Raw genomic sequence first — 23,750 nt, forward strand, 5'->3', positions numbered from 1 at the left:
CCTAATTTTATGTGCAATCATATTTCTATATTGGTAAGGTAAACCTGTCTCTTTACTAGGTATGAACAACGATTTGAACAATCTCAAGGAAATGGTTAAGTTTAAGTCACTTAACAAGTGGTATGGTGATTTTCATGCCCTAAAGGATATCGATTTAAATATTGAACAAGGAGAGATAGTGGTGATTTGCGGGCCATCAGGTTCAGGTAAATCAACCTTGATTCGTTGTATCAATCAGCTAGAACCTTTCGAGAGTGGCGAGCTTTCTGTGTTAGATCAAGCACTTCCGAGCAAATTCAACACCCCAGGCCAAGTTGGGATGGTGTTTCAGCACTTTCATTTATTCCCCCATCTTACTGTGCTTGAGAACTTAACTTTGTCCCCAATTCGTACGCTTAAAAAAAGTAAACACGAAGCCGAGAAGCTTGCAATGCACTATCTCGAGCGTGTGCACATCGCAGAACAAGCCAACAAATACCCAGTGCAACTTTCTGGCGGTCAGCAACAACGCGTGGCTATCGCCCGTTCTCTATGTATGAAGCCGGAATTACTCTTGTTCGACGAACCAACTTCAGCGCTTGATCCGGAGATGATCAACGAAGTGCTCGATGTAATGGTTGAACTGGCGAGTGAAGGCATCACCATGGTGTGTGTGACCCATGAAATGGGCTTTGCGAAACAAGTGGCCGACCGTGTTATCTTCATGGATGAAGGACAAATTGTGGAATCCAATACGCCTCAAGCGCTTTTTGAAAACCCGCAACATGAACGTACTCAAGCGTTCCTAAATCAGATCCTGACTTATTGATGTTGCTTCGAATTATTAAACCCGCCCTATCCGCTTTGGTACAAATTATTGTGCTCGTGGCTGCGGTTGTCTGGATCCTCGATTCTGGCGCACAAACCATGGGATACAGCTGGCAGTGGGAGCGCGTGCCGGACTATATTGCTTTCTATGAAGATGGTGAATGGTGGCCAGCAGAGCTGGTTGAAGGGCTACTGGTTACCATCAATATCTCTTTGATTTCTTTGGTCGCTACGTTGATCATTGGTTTAACGACAGCGCTATTGAGAAACTCAAACTCTGTAGTCGGACGCACCTTAGCCACCAGCTATGTTGAGTTGATTCGTAATACTCCGTTATTGGTACAAATTTATTTGCTCTATTTTGTATTTGGCCCCGTATTAGGGCTGGATCGCTTTAGCACTGCCGTTTTAGCCTTGGCACTTTTCCAAGGTGCTTACACCGCCGAGATATTTCGTGCCGGTTTAAATGGTATTGCGAGAGGACAATTTGAAGCAGCTCAATCCTTGGGCTTATCAAAGACCTATACTTACTGGGATGTGATTCTTCCTCAGGTGGTGCAACGCACCTTGCCACCTTTGACCAATGAAGTGATCTCTCTTATTAAAAACTCTTCGATTGTGAGTGTCATGGCTATTTTCGACCTGACAACCGAAGCCAGAAACATCGTTTCTGAAACCGCGATGCCATTCGAGATTTGGTTCTCTGTGGCGATCATTTATCTTGCTCTTACACTTTCACTTTCTTCCGTTGCTGCTTGGCTTGAGCATAAGCTCGGAGCTAACTGGCGAACACAATAAGGATTTATCAGCATGAAGCTATTTAAAACCGCGATTACAGCCCTACTTGCGCTTGCCGTAAGTTTGCCTGCACTTGCTTCTGAAACGCCTAACCTCGATAAAATCAACGAACGTGGCTCACTGCGCGTTGGTATGTCGACATTTGTTCCTTGGGCAATGCGTAACAAACAAGGCGATCTTGTTGGCTTTGAAATCGACGTGGCGAAACGCCTTGCCGAAGATTCAGGTTGGAAAGTCGAATTTGTACCTACGGCATGGGACGGCATTATCCCTTCTCTATTATCGAAGAAGTTTGATGTGATCATCGGCGGTATGTCTATTACTGAAGCGCGAGCTAAAAGCGTACTGTTCACTGAACCATACTCGCACTCTGGTGTTCAACTGGCTGCTAATAAAGAGCTAGCGGAAGGTTTTACTCAAATCTCTGATTTTGATTCTCGCCGCGTGAAAATTGCCGCTCGTCGTGGTGCGTTCACCGTTCAAGTGGCTCGTGAAACCTTCCCTAAAGCGAAAGTTCTACAGTTCGATGACGATGCTCAAGCATTCCAAGAAGTGTTAAACGGCAACGCGCACGCAGTTATCGCGTCTAGCCCGAAACCAGAACACGAAGCGATTAAAAACGCAGATACGCTATTTATTCCATTTGAAGAGCGTCTATCCAAAGGTAACGAAGCATTTGCAGTTCGCCTAGGTGAAACTGACAAGGCAGAATTCTTCAACGAATGGATCAAAGCACGTACTGAAGACGGTTGGTTGAAAGAGCGTTACGAGTACTGGTTCTCTACTCTGGATTGGCAAGATCAAATTGCTCAAGGTCAGTAATCTGAAGTTGAGCTCACTTTTTAATATGAGCTAATCTGTCGAATCTGAATCAAGGCAGTGCACTGTTTGCACTGCCTTCTCATCGACGATTTAAGTAGCCTTTTTAAGTAGCTTTATTTGATTCGTTTTAGATCCAAGCAACAACCCAATAATAATTAATGTTTAAACAGGAATGACGTGAGTAGTACTAGCGCATTAACAACACCTAAGCCCAACGTTCATATGAAGCCTTGGTATCAACGCCTTACTCTTTTAGATGGTGTGTTACTCGCTGTCATTTGTGTGTTTGCAGGCTGGCTTTATTATCGCTCTGCTGTTGGTATTAACTACCAGTGGCGCTGGGAAGATGCGTTTACCCTGATTTTTATTCCGCCATCCGAAGGTAACGTCCCGTACTTTTTCCAAGGCTTGATCGCCACACTGCGCTTGAGTGTCTGGAGCATGGTGTTAGCACTCTCTTTTGGCACATTACTTGGCGTCGCAAGGCACTCCAAAATCGCTTTCTTCAGAACGCCTGCACTGATTTTTATCCAGTTGGTTCGAAATATTCCGCCACTGGTGTTTGTCTTCATCTTCTATTTCTTCGTTTCTAACCAACTGATTCCATTACTTGGTTTAGAAAGTATCTTACGTGAACATAATGGCGAGATTAACGCTGTTCAAGGTTTCCTATTCGGCCCAGCTAACCTTTGGGAAAACTTAGCATCTGGTGTTATTTGTATTGGTTTGCTCTCTTCGGCTTATATTGCGGAAGTGATTCGAGCGGGTTTAGAAGGTATTCCTAAAGGCCAATGGGAAGCCGCCGATTCACTTGGCTTGTCTGCATTGTCTAAGTATCGATTTGTGGTTGGCCCACAAGTATTGACTGCCATCACCCCACCATTGGCTGGCCAAGCAATATCTTTGGTTAAAGACACGTCGATTGTGTCTCTAATTTCCATCCAAGAGATGACTTTTGTTGGTACTGAGATGGCCAACTCTTCCGGTTTGATCTTCGAGATCTGGCTGATTGTTGGCTTCGTATATTTTACTTTGTGCTTTGCACTTTCGCGTCTATTCAAAGTGATTGAGCAGCGTTCTAGCGCCTACCTTAACCATCAGTAACACCATTAATCAAAAGTATCGACTCGCCCGACTATTCATTGCCCTTATCAATTTCACCTGATTGGTTTAAGCTATTGACTAATCAGGATTTATCTCTTCATATTTCTTCTTAGAAACACAGCAAAATACTCGCCTAATCACTATACTTAAAGTATCGAACTGCGTTGATTCTTCTCAAGGACATCACTCAACATGGACAATCATAAAGAAAGAGCTTTTTACGCTGTTGTTGGCGCCTTGGTTGGCGACGCCGCTTCAATGGGGCTGCACTGGCTGTATGACCAAGAGAGAATCTTACACGTGGCGGGTTTTGAACCAGAGTTTCGCTCACCGAATCAGTTCGATTACCAAGACAAGGGCTACTTTGCGCACCAAGGTAAAACCGCAGGTGAACAATCGCAATACGGTGCTCAGCTCTTGGCGATGGTCGACAGCTTAGTCGACAATAAAGAATACGATGAAGCGAGTTACATCAAACATTTCCGTTTCTGGTTTGATTTTGGTGGTAGTTGGCAAGGCTACATTGATAAAGCAACGCGTATGAGCTTGTTGAACATCCATCAATTAGAACTAGAGGACGCCTCTATTGCTGCGTGTGGCGCAGACGATACACAACTTCCCGCAGTCTCAAAGATCATTCCATTAGTGGCATGTACTTATACCTCACACACCTTACCCGCGATGGTAGAGAGTGCGGTACGAGTGACCAACAACAACGACAAAGCCGTGGAATGGGCGCAGGCAATCACTCTATTAATTCAAGCCGCGATACAGGGTAACTCTCCGCTTCAGTCGGTAGAAATGGTAAGACAAACCTGCAGCAAGTTTATACACGATCAAATCGATGAAGCATTAGCAGAACCTGAACTTTCAATCACTGAGGCTGCAAAGAAATTTGGATTGCATTGTGAATTGAGCGCCGCGTTCCCACTACTAATTCGCATCATTGCGGGTGCTCAGAGCTTTAAACAAGCTATTCGAGATAACATCTTATGTGGCGGTGATAGCTGCGGTCGTGCGATCGTGATTGGCGCGGTATTAGCGGCTTGCTTCTATGAAGAAGACGGAGCGATTCCAACAGAATGGCTAAACCAAGTAGAACTCAATGGTGGTGTCTTGTCTTTGCCGATTGAGTGATTCCCACAATAACGAACTAAAGTCTGACATAAGACAAGCACACTTCTAGGTCGGAGACTGTCGTTCCTATAAGGTTGGAACACACTGTGACAACTCATTCTTTAGCCAAACCACAAACGGGCTTTCTGGTTCATCTTGCTTGTCATCTTGTGTGAGCAATATGTACTGATGACCGGAAGGCACAAAGCCGAACGGTGCGATTAAGTTGCCTCTATTCAAATCATCAACCACCAATGGATAAGAGCCAAGAGCCGCTCCTAACCCATCAACGGCCGCTTGAAAGCAAAAATAGAAGTGTGCAAAGGTTTGGTTTGAAATAGCTTGCGGCACCATTCGGCTATCAAATTCACTATCTTTGGTGATGGATGCCCAGTGGCTCCAAGCGTTTGGTCGCGTGCTGCTGTGCAGTAATTTTACATCGGCTAACTTGTCTTTGACCTGTTGCCAGTAATCAGGCGAGAACACAGGGCCAACCCACTCTTCAACTAACGGAATCTGTTTATAATGCTCGATTACGTTGAAGTCGTCTCGGCGAATGGCCATATCTAATCCAGTTGCGCCTAATGTCACAGGTCCACCTGCGGTAGACAATCGGACATCAATTCCGGATTCGTTATAGAAATCACCGAGTCGAGGCATTAACCAACGCATGGTCAATGTGGGTTCGCATGAAACCTCCAACGCGTGATGATTCAGCTGATTAAGCTTGTGGACTCCAGTTTCCAAGGCTTGGAACGCTTGCTCTGTGTAACCTTTGAGTAATTCCCCCTCTTTGGTGAGACACACATTCCTGCCCTGTTTATAGAACAAGGCGTGAGATAAGTGATTTTCCAATACCTTGATCTGCTTACTCACTGCGCCATGTGTGATATTGAGTTTATCCGCCGCATCACTGTAACTGCTCGAATGCGCTGCTATGTGGAAAATATGAAATGCTTTCAAATGTCTCATGTGTGATTTTTTCTCACAGATAGGTGGAGTTCATTTCGATTATAGGCAGCAATAAAAAACCATACAATACTCGCTCATCAAATATAAAGAGTTGGAGTCATTATGGAGTGGTTAAGCCTAGCAGTATTGGGACTATTGATTGTTATTAGTCCAGGAGCTGATTTCGTTTTAGTTTTGAAAAACAGTGTCAATCAAGGAAGACAAGCAGGGATTTGGACTGCAATAGGTGTGAGTTTAGCGATTTGTGTTCACATCAGTTATTCAATGCTTGGGATCAGTTACTTAATCTCACAGAATGAGCAGCTGTTTGACATGATCAGATACACAGGTGCAGCCTACCTTATTTATCTAGGGCTAAAAGGTATCTTGAGTGCGGACAACAAGCTTGCACCGATGGAAGATGCAAAACAAAGCACCAATGTTTGGCGCTATTTAGCCCAAGGCTTTTTATGTAACGTGCTCAACCCAAAAACCATGTTGTTCTTCTTGAGCATCTTCAGCCAAATCATCTCACCTGATGCAGAAAACCAGCATGTCGCACTCGGCTATGGACTTTACATGATCGTTCTTCACGGCTTATGGTTTGGAATTGTCGCTATGCTGTTTACTTCGAATACATTGCAAAAGCATCTATTGAGAGCAAAGAAAAGGCTTAATCAAGCGTGTGGATTTGGCTTAGTGACGTTCGGAGCACTATTGGCGGTTAAGTCTTAAATAGAAGCTAAAACTAATAAACTCAATGATACAGTGTTCCATTGAGTTTATTTACAATTTCCAGCTAAGTTAACCAGTTTTAAGGCAGCTAATACTTTAGAGCCAACGAACGATTAGAGCTGCTGACTCTTAGGAGTTTCTATATTCCACCCTTCACCGATAGTATCTGATACCGCAAGCAGACCCTCAAGGTAAATGGAAACTTCTTCACTTGATTCAACTGTGAAATAAAAGTCCTTCTCAGTTTCCTGAGCAGCAAAGATTAGGTCATCAGTTAAAGTCAATGTGTTGGGTTTAACCATGTACTCACTCGACATTTCGATAGAGTGGTAACGTTTATATCCGTCTACAACGATCCCTCTTGGAACATTGCAGCGTGCTTCTTTAACAACGTAACTACCTGGCTTGATATTATCAAACAATACGTACTCTAGATCTTCGTAGACTGTCATTCTCAACGTCTCCGGTTCTTGAGCGAGTTCATCACCAATCTTTTCGTACATTAGAATCGAAAAAGTATCACACGGATAAACACTACCAACCTTAATGATCTTCGTAGTAATACCAATAGCTCCATCTCCATGAGGAGCAGATAGAGTATTCGACGCATTATGAGGTAACGTCATACAACCCGTTAAGCTAGCTACCAAAGCCATTGGCAGAAAATGTTTCATATAAAGCCTTTATTCTTATCAATATAATTATTCGGCGACCCTATCATTAAAAATCCCAGACCGAAAACAAAGATTGATAAAATCTTGATATATTTAGCATTATTTTATAATTCAGCTGACAGTTCTCATATTTACACGTCCTCTGTTGGCAGATGAAGGCAACTATCTGATGGAGATACAGGCTAAAGGAATGAGTTAATCTCAATTATTACAAACTATTCACGCCACATATAGACAAACTGATCGTTTTGCGAGGTGATTTCGAAGCCAAACCTTAAATACAACTCCCCAACTCGATTACCTTGTAAATAACACAACTCTACAGGCTTATTGAGTTTGGCTGCTTGAGCTAAGCAATCCGTTAAAACTTGGCTGCCAATACCTTTGCCATGATATTCAGGCAGTAGAAAGAATCGGCAAAAGTAGAAGTTATCACCTTTGTCTTGCAACAACACACTGCCAATCGCTTTACCCTGATATTCAATGATTTCAGGCCGTTCTTCTACCCACTCTTCGGCGTGTATATCTCGTTGAATTTGCTCATCCCAGCCAAAAACAGCTTTGATTGGCTCAAATTCAGCCGCCTTTTTTAGCTCGAACAGAAATTCATAATCTGATGACTGAGCGGGTCTTGTCGAATACTTCAAAATATCTCCAACAATAATCAATGAACTATAACCAATGAATAGAAACAACAGCGGCTTCATTTCCAAAAAGCTCGCTCACGACAAGTAAGTGAGAATGAGGAAGGTGCCATGCTTCAGTGTTCATTTAGGGTTTAGTTGAAAGCGTAGAACTTCGTGTTTATCTTGCTCTGAGTAAAAGGTATTTAAGAACTGCCCGCCACACTTCTCAATTACTTTTTGCGAAGCAATATTGCCGTACTCGCAGGTAATAATAGCGTTTTCGGTCAGTACGTGACGTTGAACCCAAGACAACATATGACTTGCGATACCTTGCCCTCTCGCTTGTGGCAAAGTCTCGTAGCCTATGTGTCCGATAACGTTATGAATGTATTCACTGGTACCATGACGAACTCTTATCACACCAAGGATTTGACCAGAGTCGATACAAAAATACGTAGAAGCAGGCGTCCAACCTTCTGGAAGTTCCTCACCTTTTGAATAAGCGACTCGCCTTTTTAAATACGCATCACTACTGTCAGAAATACCGGTGTAAATAACTAACCCATCCTCAGAGCAAGCATTCACATAATGATGAAAGGCACTTGAGTACGAAATATCAGCTTTGACCATGTCCATATAGTTTCGATTCCTAGTTACTGCTCTTTCGGGTTGAGCTATCAAGCCTAAGCTAAGTGCATGGTGTATTCTTGATGCCCTGTATGTTCATCAACTTGTTTATTCACAATAGAGAATCCTTGGGACAAGTAGAATTGAATCGTCGCTTGGTTCTCTTTATACACATTCAATGACAAGTTCAGACATTCAAGCTTAGCGTGTTGGATAAGTTGCTTACCAATACCACTGCCTTGATGTTCTGTACTGACAAAGATCGCCGCTAAGATCCCTTCATAAAGCGAATAAAAGCCACGAACCTCACCGTCTACTTGATACACGTAAGTTGTTGATGCCGGAATATATAGGTCACGCATATTGGCCACTTGCGACTCCCAAAACTCAGGAGCCACAAAGTCATGGGCCTTTATCGAGGCGGTTAACCAAATATCTAAAACAGCTTCAATATCATTTGGGTTGTACTCTCTAATCATCTTAATTCTCAGGCAATTAATATTGTTTAATGGGCTAACCAGTATGCCAAGAAGCGACTTAAACCTATTGAAGATTTACGACAATGTCCCAGTCAGAATTATTGAACGGCAATGATAGATCAATACCATTGGCCGCTATTGCTTCTTAACGTACTTCGCCGTAACAAGCATTTCACCGCCACCATCCAGCTTGCAATCTAACTGGTGATCTTTGCCTTCATTGATTCGTCTGATTACTGCTTTAGTGCCGATTTTCAGTACAGAAGAACTGCCTTTGATTTTTAGATCTTTAATGAAGGTAACTTTATCGCCACTTTCCAATACAACGCCATTTACGTCCTTAACACGCGCGGCTTCTCTTTCTAAACGCTCTTCTTCTGGATTCCATTCATAGGCACACTCAGGGCAGATCAGGTTGTTTTGGTCTGGGTAGACATATTCAGATTGGCATTGCGGACAAGGAGGTAAAGACATACGTTAATACTTCATTTAAATAGAATTTGTCCCCATTTTAATGACTCTTGTTAGGCTTAGCGAGCACAAATCGAACCAATTTTCGGTAGCGTAACTTAACGTTGAAAAGAACAGCACCTAAAACGAACAAACACAGCCATTAAGCTGTGTTTGTTTAAAGGCCTAGGAAGCGGAACCGATTAACGTTCGACTTTTGGCGAATAAATCGAGTAAGCGGTGATTTGCCCTGCCACAATTGCAGAAAACATGAATAACGCCGACAAACCAATACTTGGAATAGGCAAAATAGATTGTTCAAACACCGACTGGCTGGCACTCACTAATACTCGGCTACCCGGAACCAAAATGATGATCCCTTGCACGATATAAATAGAGCCTGTGAGCTCCATCTTCTTGGCAATCCAAGTTCCGTACAGAGTAATAAGAACCGTGGTTACCCAAGTACCCACAACCCAACCACTATCAAAACCGAGGTAGAACGGCCCCCACATGCCAAGAACCGCAACTGGCAAGCCAAGCAAGATGTCTTTAGGGCGCGCATTGAACATCACACCGATAGATACTGAGATCAACACCAAGCCTGATATGTGCATCCACATCGGTACCGCATTGGTATAGTCGATGGAGACCGCTTGTCCCCATATTGCTTCACCAATATTGAGACCCATGATAATCCCAACAAACAGCTTGATCAGCGTTAACGCACTCTGCCCTAGTAAACTAGTACCAGAGACGAGATCGTTAAACGCCAAACACTCTAATGCGTTGGCTATGGATAACCCTGGTACAAATAAGACGATCGAGGCGATACACAACGCCCACACCGGAATCGGCAACCCTGTACTTGCCAGAAACGCCACAAAGATACCCGTTAACAATGCAGAGATGAACTCAACCGCGATAGCGCGACGTGAATGAAGAACTTGCTGACAGACCCAAACCATCAAACCCAATAACGCAGAAAAGCCCACAGCTTCCAACGTACTGCCCACCAGCATCAAATACGCAGGCGGAATCCCCATATTGGCTAGTGCAGTCACAAATTTAGAGTAACCGACAGGCTCTGGTACAGGCTCACTGCTCGGTTGGTTAATACGAATGATCGTATTGGCCAACAAACTCAGGTTAATTGACGCAGGCTTTAGACGCTTAAGAATAACGGCGTTGTTATCGTCTGGAAATTGATAGTTAATCGCAGTTGGCGTTGCTTGGATCATCACGTCAACACCATGCTTTTTTGCATAGAATTGAGTATATTTCTCTAGCTTGTAAGGAGCACAGCCACTGCGGTGAAGAGTGTCACCAATTTCAACAATTTTGTTAATTCGGAACTGAGAAGGCATGGGTATTTTAGGGGAGACAAAATGTGCGGCAAATGTACCAAACGATAGACGGAATGACGAGACTTTTGCGTAAATTATCAACTGAACTCGTTACTTTTTTCTGCAAAGGCTTAGAAGTGCCTATATCTCTACTCATTTGGGATTAGTTTACTGAATGTTTTGACCTGCTGATAAGTTAAATTTATGCATTTAGATTGTTATTAACGGGCGCCAAAACACGCATGAAAATCAGTTTATGTTAACACTCCAAATACCTTAATTTTCATGAGATTTATGACAACTGAGCACCACTAAAACAGGTTTATAAATTAAGGTAGATTTATCATAGAAATAAGCATGACATTTACTAATATTTCTAGCCCTCCTTTTAACGAGATTTTAGTCACATTTTATTCACTATGAAAATGCCGAACATGATGGAAAAACTAGCGGAGTGGTGGTTATGCGAGCACTTAGAATAAAAATGAAAGAAAAAGGTTTCGTTTTCAGTTAGATGTGGCATTATCAAACTCGTTAAGACGATGTGCGTGCATCGTATAATGGCTATTACCTCAGCCTTCCAAGCTGATGATGCGGGTTCGATTCCCGCTGCACGCTCCAAGCCCTCTTGACTCCTCTCTCTTACAAATAAATAATTTTATAGCCCCCCTTTAGATAGCACCTTAAAAAAAGCCAATACAGAACTTATCCGTTGTATATTCATGTTTTGTCGAAATAAATTGGGTCAGATTGGCAACAATAAACTGCCTTTTAACTTGAACAGACCAGTAACATTCGCCAAAACCTGTGTTACTTAGAACACCACGCATCCGCCAGTCTCACACGACCACCAAAAATCAGCACGTCCCTACTCGATGAAACCTCAACAGACTTTGCTAATAATTATGGTCACACGACCCAACCCATAAACAGCCATTAAGGGACCTCCGCCCTAGCAGCACTAGCAAATTGAATTTAGACTTATGATGTCATTTATCTCTTGAAGTATAAGTTGCGATTGAGTTTTTTTTATAACTTCAAGACAGTGCTACTCGCACAAAGATGAAATAGCCCCCTAGCCAATCGTTTGTTGAATAAACTTAATACTAAAAAATAACTCTTTAATCGCCCCGCTCTGCGAGAGCAACAGTAAATACAGATGATGCGCCAAATTCTTAACACCACTTAACCTATTGATATAAATGACCATTATAGTAGCTAGCGGGCTTCAGTTTATATTTATTTTGATAGCCACTATTTTTCATTATTTCTATTCATTTTCCCGATCTTTATTTCATTTCTTAATTCTCGACCACGAATGGGCATAGGGGCAAAGTGAACTGGCAGTTAACTTTGATTAAACCCTACACCAATGTGGAGCATATAATGACAACACAATCACAACTTAAACCGGGTCTGAGCTACAACGACGAAGCTGTCCTTTATACTGGCAATTTCATTACCGTCAATGAACAACAACCAAGTGCATCAGCAATCGTGGTACAAAGTGGTAAAATTCTTTTTGTTGGTACTGTTGATCAAGCAGAAACTTTCCTTGCTAACGAATCGATTGCTTTCTCGCTGAATGACGAATTCAATGGTAAAACCATTGTTCCTGGTTTTATCGAAGCGCATATGCACCCGCTAGGAGCTGCATTATTTACAGCACGCTTTGGTTATGTGGGGCAAATTGAACGCAGTGCAGGTGGCGGCGAAGTATTAAGTGCAAGCCTAACCAAGCAAGAATTGAGCAATAAGATGCAAAGCTTTGTTGATGCTCATAACGCAGCAGGCAAACAAGGCGAGTGGCTTGATATGTGGGGGCTAGACCCACTTCTAATGACCGAAGAGGTGGTTATTGACCGTGACTTCTTAGATGCAATCTGCTCAGATTCGCCGTTGATGGTGATGCACGCATCTTGTCACGTAGCGGCTTTTAACAGTGCTGCAATTGAAAAAGCAGGCTTTAGCCTTGAAGATAACGAAGCATTTGTATTTCGCAAGGATGGTCGCCTAACAGGTGAAATCGCAGAAATGCCAGATATCTTACGTGCTGTAAAAGTGGGTGGTTTTAACTTAGGTACAGCAGAAGATGCCGTTGCAGCGATGATTTCATATGCAGACAGCACCAGCCGTCTTGGCGTAACGACGATGTCTGATTGCGGTATGGGCTTACCTCATAACCCATTCCCGCTATACCAAGCGCTATCGACAATGCCAGCATTCCGCTCGCGCCTAGCCGCTTACCCACTAGTCCCAAACTTTAGTGAAGAAGAGCTAGCTGGCTTTAAAGCACAAAGTAACGATCGTCTATTTGCAACAAAAACAAAATACCTAAACACTGATGGCTCTATTCAAGGCTTTACAGCGGTATTGGAAGAAGGCGAGAAGTACTATAACGGCAAAGCAAATGGTCACTTCCAATTTGACGATGAGAAAATGTGGACTGACGTCTTCTATGCTCACAAACTAGGTTACAGCATCTCTTTCCACTGTAATGGTGAAGGTTGTACAACTAAGTTACTAGACTTAATAGAAAAAATGCAAGCAGAGTGCCCACAACCAAACGTTCGTCACTGTCTAGAGCACAACCAAATGGTAACGCCAGCGCAGATGGATCGCATGAAGAAGTTAGGCGTGCTACATAACTTGTTTGGCACACATATTCCATTTTGGGGCGATGTTCATGCCACACAAACTGTTGGTCCAGAGCGCGTTAAAACAATGAACCCATTCCAAACATCGGTGAAGAAAGGTATTCCTTTCTCTATTCACTGTGATGATGTGGTAACACAAGTAAACCCACTATTCATGATGTGGGGGGCAATGAACCGCCAATGTGTTTTCTCTGGTAACGTCTACGGAGAAGAAGAGCGTCTAACTGCAGAGCAAGCATTGCACGCGGTGACGATGGGTGCTGCTTATTTGATGGAGCAAGAAGATATGATTGGCTCTATCGAAGTGGGTAAGTTGGCAGATCTAGCCATTCTTGATCAAAACCCATTAACCGTTGATAAAATGGCAGTCAAAGAGATTAAAGTGCACGCCACTATGCTAGGTGGAGATATTCAAGTGCACCAAACATCAGAGGTTGAAGCTAAGCAAACAGCTGAAGCTTAGCTTTCGTCCAGTATTAATTTGTGAAAATTAATTCAAAATAGATAAGCAGTGCCACTAGTGGTGCTGCTTTTTAATTTTACACAACCGTCAGGATAAGTTTAACTCATTGTTTTAAGTTAACTTTTATCTTCATCACTACTCGATTCGTCAATATTACTTTTTATAATTTTAATTGACTTATAAAGTCTCGACCCAAAAGTGGCCGATGTGCAAAGTAAGTGGGTAATTGATTTTGATTACCCCCTACACTAAGTAATGTGGAGCACATAATGACAACTCAACCATTTTTAAATCCGGGTCTAGAAGCCAATAAAGAAGCTGTTTTATATACGGGTAACTTTGTTACTGTCAATAAGGAACAACCTAAGGCTTCAGCCATCGTCGTACAAGATGGAAAAATCCTTTTTGTTGGCACCCAAGATCAAGCCGAAACCTTTCTTGCTAATGAGTCTATCGTTCACACACTAAATGAAGAGTTCAAAGGTAAAACCATTGTTCCTGGGTTTATTGAAGCACACATGCACCCACTGATGGCTGCGCTGTTTACCGGTATGTTCGAATATGGCGGTCAATATGATCGCCTTGGTGCTGAAGGTAAGTTACTAAAAGGGTGTTGCACTGAAGACACTTTAAAAGCTTTGCTTAAAGAACTTAAAGCAAAACATGATGCCGCAGGGAAAACTGGCGAGTGGTTAAATCTATGGGGCTTAGACCCACTTTTGATGACCGATGGCTCAGTGGTTAATCGTGATTTTATCGATTCAGTGATTGATGATTCACCCGTATTCTTTATGCATGCCAGTTGTCACTTAGCGAGCTTTAACTCAATGGCGCTTGAACAAGTTGGCTACAGCCTCGAAGATAACCCTGAATTTGTCATGCGTGAAAATGGCCGCTTAACTGGTTACATTGCAGAGCTACCTGATCTATATCGTGCCTTAAACCAAGGTGCTTTTAACTACGGTACTGATCCTGCAGCGATAGGGAAAACGCTAATAGATTACGCCAATATCGCGCATTCGTTAGGCGTTACCTCGGTTTCCGATTGTGGTATGGGATTGCCAACTAACCCATGGCCGCTTTATCAAGCGCTAAGCCAAAATCCGGCGTTTAAATTACGCATAACAGCTTACCCATTGGTGAGTAACTTCTCTACCAGTGAAGTGCTAGATATGAAAGCATCGGATAACGATCGTCTTAGTGTTTCTAGCGTGAAATTTGTCAGTACTGATGGTTCAATTCAAGGCTTCACCGCCAATCTTCTTGATGATGCTCCTTACTATAACGGCAAACCGAGTTGTTCACTTATCAAAGATGAAGAAACCATTTTTGCAGAATGTTTACCTTTCCACCAATCCGGTTACAACATCTCGTTTCATTGTAACGGCAATGGCACCACCGAGAAGCTCATTAACATCATTGAACGCTTACAAGTAGACACGCCAATGCCAAATGCACGCCATTGCTTAGAGCACAATCAAATGGTAACAGATGCGCAAATGGATCGTATGAAAGCAATCGGAATTTGCCATAACCTATTTGGTACTCATATACCGGTATGGGGCGATGTACACGCAGAACAAACAGTGGGCCCTGAGCTAGTAAAACGCTTAAATCCATTTAAGAGTTCAGTGAAAAAAGGCGTGCCTTTCTCTATTCACTGTGATGACGGTGTGACGCAAGTTAATCCATTGTTTATGATGTGGGGAGCCATGAACCGCCAGTGTATATTCTCGGACAACGTGTACGGCGAAGATGAATGTTTGAACGCAGAGGAAGCACTTCACGCAGTGACATTAGGTGCCGCGTACTTAATGGGTCATGAGAACATGAAAGGATCTATCGAAGTCGGTAAATTGGCCGACTTGGCTATCTTGGATAAAGACGTACTAAGCGTAGATAAACAAGAAGTTAAAGATATTCATGTCCACGCTACCATGCTAGGCGGCAATGTAACCGTTCACCTTGGTAAAGCAGCGGTTAAACAAGAAGAGCTTTCCATTGCCTAATTGATGTTCTGAGTGATTTTTCATTCAACATCAATAAAAGGGTATACCTGTGGCAATACACCAATTTTGTATTAAAAACATCAGCCTAGCTCTTGAGCTAGGCTTTTTTACTATGATAATAGCGATCAAGCTAAACCTGACCAGCGTCATGTCTGTTGCCCATTGCCTTCTTACAAATAAACCCATTGCAGCATCTGAGATATTTGGCTTTTCTCATGTTTGAGTTTTACCGACTGCATTAGAAAAAGTGGATGAACAACTAAAATATTAGGAACAAGCAAAACAGGCCAATGCCAGTTCAATATGCCGATATAAAATCTTTTTATATTCAGTAAATCGATACACTTAGGCAAGCGCCCTACACTATTTTTGCGTTAGAAACGTTCTTCATGGTCTTACTCATTAGTACATTATGATTGCGGCAAAGGCCCTATTGGACAGCAAGCAAAAAAAACTTTCTACGACGACATCACGAGTGATGCCACTTACAGTAAGTGCTCAGAAATAGCGTGGGAAAAGGCTAGAGAACAAGGCGGGAGAAAACGAGAAACACAGCGCAAAATGTTAGCGCCATGTCCTCTACGATGATATTTATACCAATCACAGTAAGTAAGTGTTCAAAAATGGCGTACGAAAAAAGCTTGAGAACAAGACAGAATTTTTCGATAAGTAGTTATTCTACAATCAAAAATTCTAACGAAGTTATCGAGGTTTTTAACAAGCGAGGGTGACCAGTTATTTACTACGATTGGTATTAGTCAAGCAATTCAGATAATAGGCTCGTTAGCTTATAACCGCTTCAGCATTGCGTTTATTGAATGCCTTACCGATAACTGCTTCAATGAGAAGAATTGACATGATGGTAAGGTAGAATGCCACAACACCACTGGCCGGTCCGCTAAACTGCACTTGCTCACCAAACATAATCACAATAGCACCCATTGCTGCGACTTTTGAACCAACAAGAATCAACCACGAAGTGAACACACGCTTTGGCTTAGCTAATGAGCGTTGTTTTAAACAAAATTCTGAAGTCATTTTTTCAAACGCCACTGATAGCTTCACAATCACCGCCATGATAAGGGCAGAAATAGCGCCCATGCCAATACTCTCTACGGTGACCCAGTCCCAAGCTACTCCATAACCTACCATCACCACAGTACCAATAACACTGCATGCCGCCATTTCTTTAACCATTTTCATAATGCATCTCTCAATCAATTATCAAATTATAGGGTTGGCAACAGGTCTGATATTCCGCTGCCCTAATTGTCGATATGGCAATTGTATAAACAAGCCAATCAATAAAAAATGCGGAGAAAATAGAAATGGGTTTTTCCTACTTTTTAGGTTTTTTTTTAATTTATATCACCACTCTATTTCAATAAATTCAAATAGTTACACCACAAGCTCGCGTATTGTTAGTTCTAAAGTTACGACTATTAATATGTGTTTATTAGCCACTCTCCCCCTTTAATTTGCCTTGCTGTGTAGCGGGTACAGATAAGCGATAACTGGTTAGCACTCCTAATGCTGAAAGAAAAATCACCATCATCAAAGCGTTTTGAAAACTGGTTAGCCGAGAATGGGCATTAAGAGTTAATAAGGTCGCATGCTGCTGATGATCCATACCATAAGTATCAGAGAGATTGGCAATTCTAATATCGTCTAAATAAGGTAGGGTCGGACTTTGCTCGATCTGGCTGATAAAGTGGTCCGGAAAGATCTGTTTCGATTGTTCACTGTGCTGCCTGACCGTATGCTCTAGTGCCCATTGCTGTGTCCCGCCAATCAAGCAAATCCCGAGCACTAAACCCATATTTCGGATGGTGGCTTGTAAACCACTCGACTGAGCGGCATCGGTTTCACCAAGCGCATTGGTGATGATGGCCGGACATTGTGATGCAAGTATCCCCATTGAAGAACCCGTGAGCAGCATACCTAGATAAAAAGGCGACAAAATATGATGAGATTGACTAGAAAAAAATAAAATAACTGCAGAGCTAGCCAGACCGATAAATGCCGTTAAACATAAGGTCTTTGCCTTTAGTGATTTAAACACCAAAGGTGTAATAACTGAAAACGCGATCATGCAAATGGAGAACAGAAGAATAATAAAACCTGAGTGCGAAGAGCTTAATGAAATGGCAACTTGGAGATAGGTTATGATGATAAAACTCACACCCCCTAAAATCATATACATGAAGGTAAGAAGCAGAAAACCAGCTCGACACTGGCGATTTTTCAGCCAGCTAATCGGTAATAAAGCTGTTTTTTGCTGGGCTTCTCGTTGTCGCTGTTGAAAATAAAAGGCAAATAGTGACATTAGCCCTAATGCTATAACGGCCAAGGAAGGGCTTAATGACGTAAGGCCGGTAAACCAAGTAGGAATATCAGCGTTGCTGTTGGCGCTTAATAGGCCCCAACTGGGTGCTTTGACCAGTGCCAGCACCACCAAAACGATGCCCGATGAGCTTAGCAGCGCCCCAATAAAATCAAATGAGCTCGGACGCGGATTCTCCACTGGCGGGATTCCTTTAATAGCAAACCAACTGGTAATGAGGTAAAAGGCACTGATAAATGTCAGGGGTAGATACCAAGCAAAATGGTCCATTAGCAAACCACTGCTCATCGGCACGACGGCGGCAGATAGTCCACCGGAAGCCGCTAACACACCAAACGCTAGTGCACGAGATTTACCAGGAAATCGGGCAGAGACTAGAGCTAGAATAGCAGGTAAAAGCAGTGCTGATGATATGCCTGTCAGTGGCCGAGCCAAGTAGGTGACAAAAGCTACATTAGGAGCAAGAATAAATAAGATAGAAGCGGCTAAACCAATAAAAGCCCCGGTGATGAGCATGATACGCCAACCGATAAATAGCCCAATAAGGCCTGCGGGTAACATTAACGCTGCGCCAACTAGAGGCTGAATTGTCCCCAAGGTTTTAATGGCACTAATGTCTGTTTGAAAGTGGGTGACTAACGTAGCTGTTGCGATAGATAAGTTGGCTATATCAGCCGAGATAGAAAATTGAGCAATACAAAGAATGAATAGGAGACGCTTTTGAGAGGCAGTAATAGAATTTGTCATAATTATTGTTCTTTTTGCTTGGTGAACTACTGATTGATTGCACCTGTGCTGAAAATCAGTATTTGGTGCATAAACGTAAAGAGGGTGTTGGCTCCATAGTTGATTAAAGAGTAAACATCAGTAAGTTCACTTTACCGATGTCGATATACCGACATTTAAGTGTCTACGAAAAAGCCCCAACCTGAGTTGGGGCTTTTAAATTTAGTCTGAGTTAGCCATTAACGAACGAGTTGGTAATTTAGAACAAAGAGCTAAGCCGCCCATCATTAAGGCAATGAGAGTATAAAGTGCATATTGAACCGATGTTAGGCGAGAATCTGCCATTACAGCGACAACAGTGTGTTGCTCTTGTGCCGGAACTTCTGCGCTTACCATAAGCTCAAGTGCCATATCATTTGACACGAATGGTAATGACGGTGTGTCAACAATCATCTGCTTGGTTTCTGCTGAAATAGCGTCGTGGTCCATAACGCCCTTCTTGATTTCACCTGTTAGGGAGAACAGCATTACCGTACCAAGAATCGCTACACCGAACGCCTGGCCAATGTTACGAGAGGTTGCTTGGATACCACCTGATTGCATTGCTTCTTGCTCACTAAGCGCTGAAGTCACAACAATAGAAGCCTGAGAAGCTAGTAAACCTGCGCCAATACCAAATACGAGTAGTGAGATGTATTGCCAGAATGTAATGCCGTCTTTAGTAAAGCCTAAGAACATTAATGCAGTACCTAAAGCTGCAATGATGAAGCCTAATTGACAGATACGTTGACAAGATAAGTTGCCCAATTTGGCGGGTGCACCAAGAGAACCGATCATCATACCTAAAGCAAATGCACACAATGCCATGCCTGATGCGAATGCACTCATGCCAGCAACTAACTGCATGTACGAGACATTAATGAAGCCCGTAGCACCAAAGAGCAAGAAGATAGTGGCACAAAGTACTAGACCAACAACCACTTGTGGGTTTTCAACATATGAGCGAGGGAGAAGTGGCGTGTTACCAGCAGCTTCAAAACGACGTTCCCATACCATCAATACTTTTAGCAGTATGCCACCCACAAGACACATAGGTAGAGCCGGAGATATACCAGCAACAGTGAAATCAGTCAGTGGTGCAACGAGACCCCATTCTGCAATTTTTAGCAGACCAGTAACAAAACACAGTAGACCAGTACCCGCAAGTAATACACCAACGATATCAAACTTACCTTTGAACGTGGCTTTTGGAAGCTCAGGTAACTTCATGCTACCGAACATAACTAATGCACAGTAGACACCAAGACCAGCGAAGGCAACGCCAAAGCTAGCGACATCAAGGATGAAGCCAAAGATAAGCGGAGTTAAAGCACTTGCCAAGCCAACTAGAGCAGCGATAGCAGAGAAGGCAATCGCTTGATCTTTACCCTTATAGATACCAGCGACATTAGCTAGAACTGCAGGAATAAGTAGACATGCACCTAGACCAGAACCAACGCGAGCACCATAGTTCAAAACTTCCATGTTTGGAGCAAATGCAGCTGCAAATGAGGCAAGCGATAAGATACCTGCACCGATGATCATTTGTCGTTTCCAACCAATGATTAGGCCAATAAGGCCACCAGCAATCATACCAGCACCCGCAATTAGAGGATACATAGCATTAGCCATTTGAATCTGAGGCATGGTCGCACCGTGAAGAGCGATCAGTGCTTCTGTTGAAATAGAAAGACCTGTGTTGTCTGCCATGGTTGAGAATTGAGCTGCAAGAAGAACCAGAAGCGGAAACCACTTGGCCATGCCAACTTTTTCTTCTGCTGGATTAGTTGAAACTGATACCGTCATTGGGGATACCTTCATTTGTTGTAGAGCCGTTGCTCGGAGGTTGTTTTTTCAAATAGTTTTGAACACAACCATTAAACCGTGCGAAGAACCGACTCATCCAACAAAAAAAAGTATTCTTGAAATAAAAAAAATAATATGGCGATGAAAAAATATATAAAACTCTATATATCATAAACTTAGCATTGCTTGGGGTGGTGTGTTAGCGCTTTCTTTTTACCACATATGAAATGCTATCTTCACCAAGCGAATTGAAATTGAAAAAGATCTCATCCTCTTCTAGTCGCCAGCCATTGAGCTCGATTAGGGTGCCAGAAACCGGAACTCGAATACCTGTTTCTTGCTCAAATCGCTCCAAGCCGGTGACTTCTCTATCGACTAATTGCAATCGATTATATTGTTTGTCGGTATAGTGCAGTTCAAGTTTGGCATCGAAAGCATAATTACTGTTGCCACTTTTATTATTGATAGATAAACGGATGTTGTCCTTATCAACCACCATGGTTGCGAAGCTATCAATCGTGTGCTGATCAAATTGAATGACAGATTGGCCCGTCCATACCCCTTCAAACTGTTGGTTATGTGCTTTGATTGGATCATGAAGATAATGGCCAATAGTTAGAGCAACAACCGGTAGCATCACAGCAATAGCGCGTTTGATTATTGATTTTTGCATACCGTTATCCCCTCTTCAACATGACAAATTCGATAATTACTGTCGTTTTTCATAATAATGGATGGGGTGTCATCACTGAGGTTCAGTGAATTGATTTCTTCGCTTGTAGCATCAAATAACAACCAATGTTCACCAGCCTTATAGCTAATGCGCTCGAATGACGGGCTGAATATGCCGAGGTATCCGAGTGTGAATAGTAATAGGCTTATTACGCCGATACCGATTAACTCGTTGCCTGAGAAAAAAGTTCTCCAACCTAATGCTTTGCTGTTCTGAGGTGTGTCAGTCAAGGTTACTGACTCTGAAGAGTTAGCGGTACTGTCAGGCACAATACCAGGAGCCGGCTCTTTCGCCCCCGCCATATGATGAGCAGTGTGAGACTCAAGGATATATGGCTTACTGGAAAGCACATAACCTTGTTTGGGAATGGTACGAATTAAAGAGCGTTGATCATCATCGAGGGAAAAACGTAGCGCTTTAATGGTTTGGTTAATGGTTGCATTAGTCGCATAAGAACCTTTCCAAAGTTGCTCTTCAATCGATTGACGCGACAAAATATCGGGGAAAGAGTCAATTAATGCCGTAAATAAATTGGCCTCACGCGCCCGTAGACGAATCACTTTACCTTCTTCATTCTTGATGGCTCCGGAGGTGGGAGAGTATTGCAGTCCTGCCACTTGATAAATGGGCGGTTCAAGAAAGGGTTGTGTCATACCGAGGCCTCTAGGTCATAGAAATTACAGGAAATAGTACTGTTAATTAATGATAAATTATTTTGATCTACAACAAACTAACTATTGGTTTGATTAACCATTTAATAAATAAATTATAAATTATAAATTATTCTCTTGGTAGAGTAAGAAAAGGATAGCGGATATGTGAACCCCACCAAGTAAGATTAGGGTAATTATCCATTATTAAACAACAAGTTAATTAATATACTTACTTTTTATCATTTTATCTTTTTTTATTTGGTTATTCGTGGGCGAAACATTTACTTAAGGTGATAGTGAAATTCTTGAATTGAATAACTAACAGGTTTTACTATGCCAATAACGAAGAAATTACCACTACTCACTTTATTGCTTCCATTATCTGCTTTTGCCAACGCACAAGATGCGACTGAAGAAAATGCACCCGATCCAGGCGATCACACAAAAGTATCTTCAGTTGTAAGTGCAACTTATGGTAAACAAAGTTTTGGTGAAGCTGATAATGACTTTCTTCAACTGCAAGGTCAGATTTCCGGCGCAAAAGACAATGAAAACCTATTCCTAGGCTCGTTGACTGTGACAGGGCAAGACAATGGTAAAGTAGGAAGCGAGGATTTTAACCTATCTCAGGTTCGAGCTCGTTACTTCGAAGTAACGCGAACTGATTGGGCCAATGCGCCTATGCTAGGTATGTCGTTTGACTACATTGAATCTAGCTTTACCAATGCAACTTCTGATCGTTTGTTTGCCGTAGGCGGCTTGATCCGCATGAACACACCGTTTAAAAACTGGTTATCATTCCCAATCATCGCCGCTGCGGTAGGTCAAAATAACAAAGATTACAGCAATATTGGTCTAGTGGATAAAATGACATATGGGGTACAGTTTAATTTCTTAAACTCTATCTATCTGCATGAAAATGGCACTCACATTCAACTCAACCCACAATTTAGCAGCTTAGATCTTGGCGGTACGGTTGGCACAGTAAACCAATTACAAATGGATACTGTATTGCAAATGCCATTAAACAGTAACCGTCGTCACTGGGGTAAGTTAACTTACACAGAGTACTTTGATGACACAGAGCAAAGCTTTGGTCATAACCGTCAAGGTACAGAGTTAAAGCTTACTTATAGCTACTATATGTAGTACCACGAAAAAGGGCTCTCTAAATGGTGAGCCTTTTTGCATTCACTGAAGCGGTATTTCAAGCAATAATCTTGGTTTTGATTGCAATGGACACTATAAATCCCCTTTAAGTGGATTGAGGTTATAAAACTGTCCCCCTTTTTTTAAACATAGCGCACCATTTAAAGCATAAGCCGCGCGAGCTAATGATAAATCTTTATATATTCGTTAGAAGGATACTTTGGCAGCAAAAATGGCTATTTTTTAGTAGGGTTACAATAAGTTAAACCTTATTGAGCTGGTGTATTTCTATTGGCGATAGTGTTTCGTTTTATAGCTTTTGTTAAAGATGCCCTTGCCCACTGTGTAGATATCAAACAAATAGCACAAAAGTCATGCAAATAGCTCGCCAAGCATGAGTTAATGCTTTTCTTTTGCTTTAATTATGGCATATTAGTTCAGTCTTCACGATGTGCGTGCATCGTATAATGGCTATTACCTCAGCCTTCCAAGCTGATGATGCGGGTTCGATTCCCGCTGCACGCTCCAACTCTTCCTCCAGTTTTATTATGTGTATCTCTTTCAGCAACCCGCTCCCCAAGAAAATCCCTCTGTACATTAAGCCATCTTCATCGATATCGTTTAAACCTATATCTA

At 42.4% G+C, this 23,750-nt stretch carries 21 protein-coding genes and 2 tRNA genes; 11 read left to right on the plus strand and 12 right to left on the minus strand.

The genetic code is table 11. The features are described 5' to 3' along the window. Nucleotides 1-61 precede the first annotated feature (61 nt). From CWO13_RS00005 to CWO13_RS00025, 5 genes are all read left to right on the plus strand, one after another. Nucleotides 62-808, plus strand: coding sequence for an amino acid ABC transporter ATP-binding protein (locus CWO13_RS00005; RefSeq protein ID WP_048662590.1), 747 nt, complete (start codon nucleotides 62-64; stop codon nucleotides 806-808). Then, nucleotides 808-1,605: an amino acid ABC transporter permease gene (locus tag CWO13_RS00010; protein ID WP_102433397.1), complete on the plus strand. Its 798-nt coding sequence runs from the start codon at nucleotides 808-810 to the stop codon at nucleotides 1,603-1,605. The genes CWO13_RS00005 and CWO13_RS00010 overlap by 1 nt, the downstream gene beginning before the upstream one ends. A 12-nt stretch (nucleotides 1,606-1,617) precedes the next feature. After that, nucleotides 1,618-2,427 carry a transporter substrate-binding domain-containing protein gene (locus CWO13_RS00015; protein ID WP_017093706.1) on the plus strand — a complete coding sequence of 270 codons (810 nt, stop codon included), beginning with the start codon at nucleotides 1,618-1,620 and terminating at the stop codon, nucleotides 2,425-2,427. A gap of 177 nt (nucleotides 2,428-2,604) precedes the next feature. Next, complete coding sequence (locus tag CWO13_RS00020; RefSeq protein ID WP_048660028.1) at nucleotides 2,605-3,531, plus strand: amino acid ABC transporter permease; 927 nt, start codon at nucleotides 2,605-2,607, stop codon at nucleotides 3,529-3,531. Between the two features lie 192 nt (nucleotides 3,532-3,723). Continuing rightward, nucleotides 3,724-4,668 (plus strand): ADP-ribosylglycohydrolase family protein, encoded by a 945-nt coding sequence (locus CWO13_RS00025; protein WP_102478476.1) that lies wholly within the window; start codon nucleotides 3,724-3,726, stop codon nucleotides 4,666-4,668. Between the two features lie 66 nt (nucleotides 4,669-4,734). Here CWO13_RS00025 and CWO13_RS00030 read toward each other — a convergent pair whose 3' ends face one another. Further along, nucleotides 4,735-5,619: a LysR family transcriptional regulator gene (locus tag CWO13_RS00030; RefSeq protein WP_102478475.1), complete on the minus strand. Its 885-nt coding sequence runs from the start codon at nucleotides 5,617-5,619 to the stop codon at nucleotides 4,735-4,737. 102 nt (nucleotides 5,620-5,721) lie between these two features. Between CWO13_RS00030 and CWO13_RS00035 the strand changes: the two genes are divergently transcribed. Next, nucleotides 5,722-6,333 (plus strand): LysE family translocator, encoded by a 612-nt coding sequence (locus tag CWO13_RS00035; RefSeq protein WP_102433399.1) that lies wholly within the window; start codon nucleotides 5,722-5,724, stop codon nucleotides 6,331-6,333. 113 nt (nucleotides 6,334-6,446) lie between these two features. Here CWO13_RS00035 and CWO13_RS00040 read toward each other — a convergent pair whose 3' ends face one another. The 6 genes from CWO13_RS00040 to CWO13_RS00065 form a co-directional block, all read right to left on the minus strand. Continuing rightward, a complete protein-coding gene (locus CWO13_RS00040) occupies nucleotides 6,447-7,007 on the minus strand; it encodes a hypothetical protein (protein ID WP_057623223.1) in 561 nt (186 codons plus the stop codon). 215 nt (nucleotides 7,008-7,222) lie between these two features. Continuing rightward, on the minus strand, nucleotides 7,223-7,654 hold the full coding sequence (locus CWO13_RS00045) for a GNAT family N-acetyltransferase (RefSeq protein WP_102433408.1): 432 nt from the start codon (nucleotides 7,652-7,654) through the stop codon (nucleotides 7,223-7,225). A 120-nt stretch (nucleotides 7,655-7,774) separates the two neighbouring features. Continuing rightward, nucleotides 7,775-8,269 carry a GNAT family N-acetyltransferase gene (locus CWO13_RS00050; protein ID WP_107898946.1) on the minus strand — a complete coding sequence of 165 codons (495 nt, stop codon included), beginning with the start codon at nucleotides 8,267-8,269 and terminating at the stop codon, nucleotides 7,775-7,777. A 47-nt stretch (nucleotides 8,270-8,316) separates the two neighbouring features. Beyond that, complete coding sequence (locus CWO13_RS00055) at nucleotides 8,317-8,739, minus strand: N-acetyltransferase (RefSeq protein WP_108082297.1); 423 nt, start codon at nucleotides 8,737-8,739, stop codon at nucleotides 8,317-8,319. A gap of 135 nt (nucleotides 8,740-8,874) precedes the next feature. Beyond that, a complete protein-coding gene (locus tag CWO13_RS00060; RefSeq protein WP_004731484.1) occupies nucleotides 8,875-9,213 on the minus strand; it encodes a zinc ribbon domain-containing protein YjdM in 339 nt (112 codons plus the stop codon). Nucleotides 9,214-9,392: 179 nt separating this feature from the next. Then, nucleotides 9,393-10,556 carry a threonine/serine exporter family protein gene (locus tag CWO13_RS00065; RefSeq protein ID WP_004731486.1) on the minus strand — a complete coding sequence of 388 codons (1,164 nt, stop codon included), beginning with the start codon at nucleotides 10,554-10,556 and terminating at the stop codon, nucleotides 9,393-9,395. Between the two features lie 525 nt (nucleotides 10,557-11,081). On the opposite strand from CWO13_RS00065, the gene CWO13_RS00070 reads away from it, so the two are divergent. The 3 genes from CWO13_RS00070 to CWO13_RS00080 all read left to right on the plus strand — a co-directional run bounded on the left by CWO13_RS00070 (nucleotide 11,082) and on the right by CWO13_RS00080 (nucleotide 15,664). Then, nucleotides 11,082-11,156: transfer RNA gene (locus CWO13_RS00070), tRNA-Gly, on the plus strand. A gap of 765 nt (nucleotides 11,157-11,921) precedes the next feature. Continuing rightward, complete coding sequence (locus tag CWO13_RS00075) at nucleotides 11,922-13,655, plus strand: amidohydrolase (protein WP_107898945.1); 1,734 nt, start codon at nucleotides 11,922-11,924, stop codon at nucleotides 13,653-13,655. Between the two features lie 269 nt (nucleotides 13,656-13,924). Next, entirely contained in the window at nucleotides 13,925-15,664 is a 1,740-nt protein-coding gene (locus CWO13_RS00080; protein ID WP_107898944.1) for an amidohydrolase, read from the plus strand. 783 nt (nucleotides 15,665-16,447) lie between these two features. Here the strand turns inward: CWO13_RS00080 and CWO13_RS00085 are convergent. From CWO13_RS00085 to CWO13_RS00105, 5 genes are all read right to left on the minus strand, one after another. Beyond that, nucleotides 16,448-16,867, minus strand: a complete 420-nt coding sequence (locus tag CWO13_RS00085) for a hypothetical protein (RefSeq protein WP_102433405.1) — start codon at nucleotides 16,865-16,867, stop codon at nucleotides 16,448-16,450. Between the two features lie 253 nt (nucleotides 16,868-17,120). Then, the gene (locus CWO13_RS00090) at nucleotides 17,121-18,755 is read right to left on the minus strand and encodes an MFS transporter (protein ID WP_108082298.1); all 1,635 of its coding nucleotides are present in this window, start codon (nucleotides 18,753-18,755) and stop codon (nucleotides 17,121-17,123) included. Between the two features lie 201 nt (nucleotides 18,756-18,956). Then, a complete protein-coding gene (locus CWO13_RS00095; protein ID WP_102433407.1) occupies nucleotides 18,957-20,579 on the minus strand; it encodes an MFS transporter in 1,623 nt (540 codons plus the stop codon). A gap of 199 nt (nucleotides 20,580-20,778) precedes the next feature. Next, the gene (locus tag CWO13_RS00100) at nucleotides 20,779-21,252 is read right to left on the minus strand and encodes a hypothetical protein (protein WP_108082299.1); all 474 of its coding nucleotides are present in this window, start codon (nucleotides 21,250-21,252) and stop codon (nucleotides 20,779-20,781) included. Continuing rightward, nucleotides 21,237-21,965, minus strand: coding sequence for a winged helix-turn-helix domain-containing protein (locus tag CWO13_RS00105; protein WP_107898941.1), 729 nt, complete (start codon nucleotides 21,963-21,965; stop codon nucleotides 21,237-21,239). The genes CWO13_RS00100 and CWO13_RS00105 overlap by 16 nt, the downstream gene beginning before the upstream one ends. Before the next feature lie 333 nt (nucleotides 21,966-22,298). On the opposite strand from CWO13_RS00105, the gene CWO13_RS00110 reads away from it, so the two are divergent. Further along, nucleotides 22,299-23,114 (plus strand): hypothetical protein, encoded by an 816-nt coding sequence (locus CWO13_RS00110; protein WP_102433145.1) that lies wholly within the window; start codon nucleotides 22,299-22,301, stop codon nucleotides 23,112-23,114. Nucleotides 23,115-23,567: 453 nt separating this feature from the next. Continuing rightward, nucleotides 23,568-23,642: transfer RNA gene (locus CWO13_RS00115), tRNA-Gly, on the plus strand. Nucleotides 23,643-23,750 lie beyond the last annotated feature (108 nt).

It is taken from the genome of Vibrio sp. ZF 223 (genome assembly GCF_003050585.1).
GTDB classification, from domain to species: Bacteria; Pseudomonadota; Gammaproteobacteria; order Enterobacterales; family Vibrionaceae; genus Vibrio; species Vibrio crassostreae.

Coding starts and splice junctions, on each gene's coding strand:
- CWO13_RS00085 (WP_102433405.1), bottom strand. CDS start 16,867: ATGAAAATGGTTAAAGAAATGGCGGCATGCAGTGTTATTGGTACTGTG.
- CWO13_RS00055 (WP_108082297.1), bottom strand. CDS start 8,739: ATGATTAGAGAGTACAACCCAAATGATATTGAAGCTGTTTTAGATATT.
- CWO13_RS00065 (WP_004731486.1), bottom strand. CDS start 10,556: ATGCCTTCTCAGTTCCGAATTAACAAAATTGTTGAAATTGGTGACACT.
- CWO13_RS00015 (WP_017093706.1), top strand. CDS start 1,618: ATGAAGCTATTTAAAACCGCGATTACAGCCCTACTTGCGCTTGCCGTA.
- CWO13_RS00080 (WP_107898944.1), top strand. CDS start 13,925: ATGACAACTCAACCATTTTTAAATCCGGGTCTAGAAGCCAATAAAGAA.
- CWO13_RS00050 (WP_107898946.1), bottom strand. CDS start 8,269: ATGGACATGGTCAAAGCTGATATTTCGTACTCAAGTGCCTTTCATCAT.
- CWO13_RS00005 (WP_048662590.1), top strand. CDS start 62: ATGAACAACGATTTGAACAATCTCAAGGAAATGGTTAAGTTTAAGTCA.
- CWO13_RS00095 (WP_102433407.1), bottom strand. CDS start 20,579: ATGACGGTATCAGTTTCAACTAATCCAGCAGAAGAAAAAGTTGGCATG.
- CWO13_RS00060 (WP_004731484.1), bottom strand. CDS start 9,213: ATGTCTTTACCTCCTTGTCCGCAATGCCAATCTGAATATGTCTACCCA.
- CWO13_RS00075 (WP_107898945.1), top strand. CDS start 11,922: ATGACAACACAATCACAACTTAAACCGGGTCTGAGCTACAACGACGAA.
- CWO13_RS00100 (WP_108082299.1), bottom strand. CDS start 21,252: ATGCAAAAATCAATAATCAAACGCGCTATTGCTGTGATGCTACCGGTT.
- CWO13_RS00025 (WP_102478476.1), top strand. CDS start 3,724: ATGGACAATCATAAAGAAAGAGCTTTTTACGCTGTTGTTGGCGCCTTG.
- CWO13_RS00035 (WP_102433399.1), top strand. CDS start 5,722: ATGGAGTGGTTAAGCCTAGCAGTATTGGGACTATTGATTGTTATTAGT.
- CWO13_RS00010 (WP_102433397.1), top strand. CDS start 808: ATGTTGCTTCGAATTATTAAACCCGCCCTATCCGCTTTGGTACAAATT.
- CWO13_RS00090 (WP_108082298.1), bottom strand. CDS start 18,755: ATGACAAATTCTATTACTGCCTCTCAAAAGCGTCTCCTATTCATTCTT.
- CWO13_RS00105 (WP_107898941.1), bottom strand. CDS start 21,965: ATGACACAACCCTTTCTTGAACCGCCCATTTATCAAGTGGCAGGACTG.
- CWO13_RS00040 (WP_057623223.1), bottom strand. CDS start 7,007: ATGAAACATTTTCTGCCAATGGCTTTGGTAGCTAGCTTAACGGGTTGT.
- CWO13_RS00030 (WP_102478475.1), bottom strand. CDS start 5,619: ATGAGACATTTGAAAGCATTTCATATTTTCCACATAGCAGCGCATTCG.
- CWO13_RS00110 (WP_102433145.1), top strand. CDS start 22,299: ATGCCAATAACGAAGAAATTACCACTACTCACTTTATTGCTTCCATTA.